Below are 6,803 nucleotides of genomic sequence, written 5' to 3'. Positions count from 1 at the left end.
AGCAAAACACATTCATGCTTTAGAAACAGGTTTAAGTGCAGATCCACCTATGCTTTGGAGAATTTCTGCTTTAGATAAATATAATTTAATATCAAACTCAGATTGTCATTCTCCTGAAAAATTAGGCAGAGAATTAAACTTATTAGAATTAGAAAATTTATCATATAAAAACATTTTACAAGCTTTAAGAACTAAAAATGAAAAAAATAGACTTATCAAAACATATGAATTTTATCCAGAAGAAGGTAAATACCATATTGACGGTCACAGACTTTGTAATATTATTCTAAATCCCTCAGAAAGCAAGAAGTATAATAATATTTGTCCTGTTTGTAGAAAACCTTTAACATTGGGAGTATTACACAGAGTAGATGATTTAGCAGATAGAGAACTTGGAAAAAAACCATCAACTGCTGTTCCTTTTCAGCATTTAGTTCCATTAAAACAAATAATTGCTAAAGTATTAAACAAAGGAGAAAATACTAAAGCAGTTGAAGATGAATATTTCAAATTAGTAAAATATTTTGGAACTGAATTTAAAGTTTTAACTGCTTCAAAAGAAAATTTAGATTTAGCTGATAATTCAAACATTTCAGAGGCAATTTGGAGAGCGCAAAATGAAAATTTAACAGTCATTCCAGGCTATGATGGTGTTTTTGGTAAAATAGAATTTAGAGAAGAATTAAATAAAGAAAAAACAAAGCGCCCAAAACAAGATACTTTATTTGATTACTAGTCGCATTTCCGACCAATTTAACATTATAGACATAAATTTTGCTGAGATTATAAAAATGTTCGATATACTAAACAAAAATCATCGAATTTGTTCGCTATATTGAATAAAATAAAAACCAAAAGAATATATATATTTATTATATAAATTAATTATGAAATTTATAAAAAAATTACTAATATTTAGTTTAATCTTGTTTGTGCTCTGTTTATCTATTGTTTTTGCAGGACAAATTGATAAAAAAAATCTTTTAGTGAATTCCGTTAGCAATGAAAAAATATCAAATACCGATATCTCTTCAAATAATATAAAAACTCAAGATTCAATTATAGATTCTAATACTATTTCAAAACCAACTACAATCACAAAACCTAATGAGAATAAATGTTCAGAAGGATATTCTTCTTTTATTATTTCAATAAAAAAAGGAGATAATTTTATTTCATTTCCACAAGGAACAGAATTAACAGATGAAATTGAAAAAGAAATATTAGCAAAGGCAACTTTTTATGAGTACTCAAATGAAAAAAATGAATATCAAATTACTAAACAAGTGGAAGATAATAAAGGATATATTGTTAAATCAAATGAAGAATTTGAAATTTCTTTATGTAAAACATGTGAAAATGAAGATTATGTTTTTGAATTAAATAATGGCGCTGGCTGGTATTTAATACCTGGTCCTTATTCTATTCAAAAAACAGATTTAATTAAACAACAAATAAATTCAGGCCCATATATTTTAGATGCAAATAGAAAATATCAAAATGTGGATGTTTTAGAACCAGGCGCATCTTACTGGGTTTTAGTAAATGAAGAAAATTTAAAAAATAATAAAGAATTGAGGATTAATAACATTTGCGCAAGAGAACGACCTTCAACAGCAATTCTTATTAGTGACTGTATGAATATAACAACCCCAGGAAATTATGAATTAGGAAATGATATTGTACATTCTTCTTCATATTCTTCAGATATTTGTATTTTTATTAAGTCGAATAATGTAACATTAGATTGTAAACAATTTAGTATAACTTCAAACGTAACCCCCCCAACATTACTAACTTCTGATCATAGAATTGGTATTTTAATAAAAAATAATCTTTCAGGTGGAAGTGAAATCTCTTCAAGCACTGTTCAACCATTAAGAAATATATTAATTCAAAATTGTGATATATCAAATTTTGTCCATGGAATAAAAATAGAAACCCCTAGTAAATTAAACAATGAAAATATTACTCTTTTCAATAATTATTTGTTAAATAATAGATTTTCAGGTATAGGTATTGATGGAAGTTCTAATATATTAATTAAAAATAATATTGCTTTAAAAAACAGATATGGGATTTCTTTTTATGGAAATGGTTCTTCTGGTGATGGAAATAATCATACAATAAAAGATAATATTTTAATAAATAATTCAATGGGTTTAAATGTAAATTTTGTAAAAAATTCTAGTTTTATTAATAATTCAATTGATGGAATTGGCACAGGAATTACTTTATTTGAAGCAGAAAAAAATAATATAACAAAGAATTATATTAAAAATACAGAAAATGCAATATTTATTCAAAACCCATATCTAACAAGTACTTTATATGCATCTAATAATTTGAATTATAATTTTGTTGAAGAAAACGATATTGGATATATAATTAAAAATTCAAGAGGAAACATGTTTAAAAATGAAACAGCAAATAATAATACAATCGGATTTAAAATAGAAGGAAATAATAATTTTTTTTATAATACAACTGCAACACATAATACTCTTTATGGAATTTATATACCTTTAGGAGCAACTGCTAAATTTCATGATAATTTATTATCTTGTTATAATGCAATGGATATCCTTCATTCTGGAACTTCTGGAAGTGTTTTATTTCCTCCCTCTTCAGAATTAATATGTAATATTTCTAATCCAAGTTCTATTTGTTTAACTGCAACTCCCTGTTCTTCAATAACTCCAACAGACACTAATCTAACAGGCCTTTTGATTTATGATTTAATTGATAATGACTGGGCAGATAGAGATAGCGATAAATTAACATGCAGATTGGATACTGACTTAAATTATAGCCCATTTACAAATGGGATTGGGGAATGCGAAGGTCCTAATTTAATGAGAAGATATGGAAGTGAAGAAATAGATGGTCTTTTTGATTATTCATTTTCAATAGGAAGTGATGATTTTACTGAAAAACAAAATATTTGGATAAAAGGACAAAGCATGTATGAAACAGATGGGCCTCCTTATTTAGATATACGTTCTACTACTTATTCAATTAAATTTATTCAAGAAGGAACAGAAGAAAAAATAGGAATTCCTGTTTGCCAAGATGATAATGGAACAGATGACTGGTCATATTGTGTAAGAACTGGAACAGGAGAACCTTCAGAAGAAACAATTATGGAAAGACCACAAATACAATTTTTAGGGGACAACTGGATTTTATTAGATATGCAGCCACCAGCTGAAGGAGGTTCACAAGCTAATGAAAATTATAGAGAATTTGGTGGAGAAATAACTTTAGCAAAAGAAGCAGCTTATGGTGTAATTTCATTTGGAGAAAGATTGTTATACGGATCTGAATATTATCTACAATTAGATGATATTTCAGTAGGAACTGGCCCAGATTCCATTCATCCAGCAATTGTATCTTTATATTATTCTAATGGAACATATATTGAACAGACTTCAATAAACCCTGGTGAAACAGTTGGTATGGGACCAGCTGATGAAATTAGAGTACATGTATATCAAACAGCTTCAGGTCTTACTCCATCTTTAAAATGGGCTGAAATTGCTATTTTATCCGATGTTTTAGTCTTAGAAGATGGTGATTCTGTTGATGATGATGAAAACGAAGATTGGTATATTAAATTAGCATGGAAAAACAAAGAAGGAGATTCAAGTTTAACATCTGATTCTTTAAGAGAAATTATTTTGTATAATGATAATTCTTTTGATTTAGAACAAGGAGATACTTTTAATATTATTGAAAACCCAGCAGCATTTGAATTCAGTTTTCCTGGTTTCCCAAGTGTGAACACAACAAAATTAACATTTGAATTTGATGATGCTGATTTAGAAGAATGTAGAACAGGCGCAATATTAAACCCTTCAAGAGAAGATCAAATGTGGGTCCATATAACAACTGAAGAAGGAGAATTTGAAAGCATATTAAGTACTGAACATAGCGGACCTGAAATATTTGTTGCTTTAAAAAATGGAACAATAACAGGCACAACAACAAGCACCTTGGATTTTGGAGACGTCTGGGTTTATAATGAAATTGATGATTGTGTAGATGAAGAAAGCGATGGAATCTTTGGTACAATAAATTTTGATTATAATAAAGCTGGAATAAATTTTGGATCACTTTCTGTTTTTCCAGGAAGGTATTATGAAAATCAAGTGGTTCAATGTAAATATTTTGAAGAAATTGGACCTGTTTCTTCTATTGAACACTATGGTGGTTTTTCATTTACAGGTTATAATGGAGATGGGGATTGGCAATTTCAAATTAATATATTTGATGACAGTATCACTGCACAATATACTGTTTTTGATTTCTTACCTTCATCAGATCCACTTCATGATTTAAATCTTGAGGTTGAAGATGAATTTATATCATTAAGAGGAACTCAATGTTTATTCTCTAATACTAAATATGAATTTGAAATACCTGAAGAAGTAGTAACTTTAGAACCAAATATTGAACCAATAATTCCAGAAGATGAACCTTCTGAAAGTCCATGCACAATAAGAAGCAAATCAGCAACTTTAGAAATAATAGCAGGACCAATGACAGAAGAAATAGAACTTAATGAAGGAGAAACTTATTCAGTATGGCCAGGTAGTGCTAGATATAATATCACATTAGAAGAAATTGGTATTAATTTAGGAAATGTAAGTGATGTATGTGAATACTGCCCTATAACAAATAAATCAACTATTTTGAAGATAAAACAGTTAAGCACAGATAGCACAACAACATGGACAGCACACGAAGAAGACAGCCGAGAATTTGGGGATATTACAATTACTGTTAATGAAATAAATGCAGAAATAGGGCCTGCTGAGCCATGCTGTGAAGAATGCGAAGATTTCGGCTTAAATACAACTCTACTTTATGTTGGAGATAATATAAGTATTGAAGATTATTATATACAATTAGTTGATATTTTCCCAATGATACATACGCCAGAACCATTTATTCATGGTGCAGCATTTGAGTTACATAATGCAACAACAGGAAGTTTGATAGAATACTTTGGTGTTTTCCCATTGGAACATTATATTTATACAGCACCAAATGGAGATATGATAAATATATCTGTATGTAAAACACATCACCACATCTCACTCACAGATAAATGGGCTTGTGTTAATGCAACGTTTATTCCTTATGAACATCCCTGCATTTCTAATTGTACAAATATAACAGAACCGGGATATTATGAATTATGTGGAGATATAACTGCTGCAGTAGGACTTTCTTCACATGATGCATGTATTGATATTCAAGCAAATGATATTGAATTAAATGGAAGGGGACATAGTATATTTGGAGAAGATACTGGATATGGAATTAGCATAAATGGTTTTAATTCTAGTAATATATATAACACACAAATAGGATACTTTTATGTAGGGATACAAGTTTCTAGTTTTAATAATACTTTTATGAATAATACATTAAATTTCAATAATCTTGCTGGGATTTGGGTCGATTCAAGTTCTAATAATCATATTATAAAAAACACAGCAAATTTCAATTCTGGAAGTGGGATTTATCTTCGCAATAGTTTTGATAATAATATTATAAATAATACTGTTAATTTTAATTCAGGTGAAGGAATATTTCTTTATTTCAGTTCTAATAATTTACTCTTAAACAATTCCGCATCATATAATGCTAATTTTGGGATATCTTTATGGACAAGTTCATTAAATACGCTTAAATCAAATACTAATTTAAACAATGGAAATGGTATTATTATTCAAAATCTTGCTGATCATAATCTTTTAATTAATAATAGTTTTGATAATAATGAAGAAAATGGAATTAAAATTATATACAACTGCTTTAACAACACCCTAATCAACAACACTGCCACCAACAACAGCAACTACGGCATCTTACTCGACTCTAGTTCCAACAACAACACCCTCACCAACAACACAGCCTGTTTCAACAACGCAAGTTTGGGTTATTATGAAGACGTTTTTGACAATGGAATATTAAATACGGGGTCTGAAACAACATGCGACACGTCTTATCCAAGCGGATTATGTGATTATCCTTGTACAGCAGGAATAGAACCATTTAATTGTACTCTAATTCCTGAAACAGAACCTGTTACTGCTGGGATGGATATTAATATTAATATAATTTGTGAACGCGCAGGAGAAATAATTAATTGTCCTGAAATGGAATGGATACCTAATTTAGCAATTGCGCCTTTGCCTGATTATTATATGAATCCTAGATTTGATAATGAAACATCTATTTTTAATACTGAAACAATAACCACAAGTGGATTAAAATTTATAATGGCTAGAAATATAACAAATGGAACAATAAATGGTTTTTGTACTGCGAATATACAAGTTATTGAAGAATCAGAATGTAATCCATGGATAGTAAAATTAAATTCAGGATATAATACTATCTCTTTACCAATTGATCCATTTAGTACTTCGCCGGCTTCATTATTCCCAGGTTTAGATGTATGGATTTTCAATAATTCAATAAATAATTGGCAAACAGCAACAGAAATAGAAGCTGGAAGAGGTTATTTAATTCATACAGATATTCCAAGAATATTTACAATCTATGGAGAACCACAAGACACTTATGATAAACCATTAAGTTTTAGTGAATTAGACAATGGGGGTTGGCATTTAATTGGTGTTGCATGTGAAAACACAACAGCAATAAATGAAATTTTATCAGAAACTTCAGATGGATTTTTCCATTGTTATAATACTGGAACAGGAGAATATGAAGATAAAACAACAATACATAGAGGGCAGTCTTGCTTTATAATTAGGGGTTGATAA

General features: G+C 29.0%; 2 protein-coding genes. Both read left to right on the top strand.

Going from position 1 to position 6,803, the window contains the following annotated elements; genetic code table 11:
• On the top strand, window positions 1-736 hold a 736-nt coding region (locus WC356_04215; protein ID MFA5382347.1), incomplete at its 5' end, for an endonuclease Q family protein.
• A 151-nt stretch (window positions 737-887) separates the two neighbouring features.
• The gene (locus tag WC356_04210; GenBank protein MFA5382346.1) at window positions 888-6,800 is read left to right on the top strand and encodes a right-handed parallel beta-helix repeat-containing protein; all 5,913 of its coding nucleotides are present in this window, start codon (window positions 888-890) and stop codon (window positions 6,798-6,800) included.
• Window positions 6,801-6,803: the final 3 nt, after the last annotated feature.

The organism is Candidatus Micrarchaeia archaeon (assembly GCA_041653315.1).
Lineage (GTDB): Archaea > Micrarchaeota > Micrarchaeia > Anstonellales > JAHKLY01 > JAHKLY01.
This window is presented reverse-complemented; position numbering and strand designations above follow the sequence as displayed.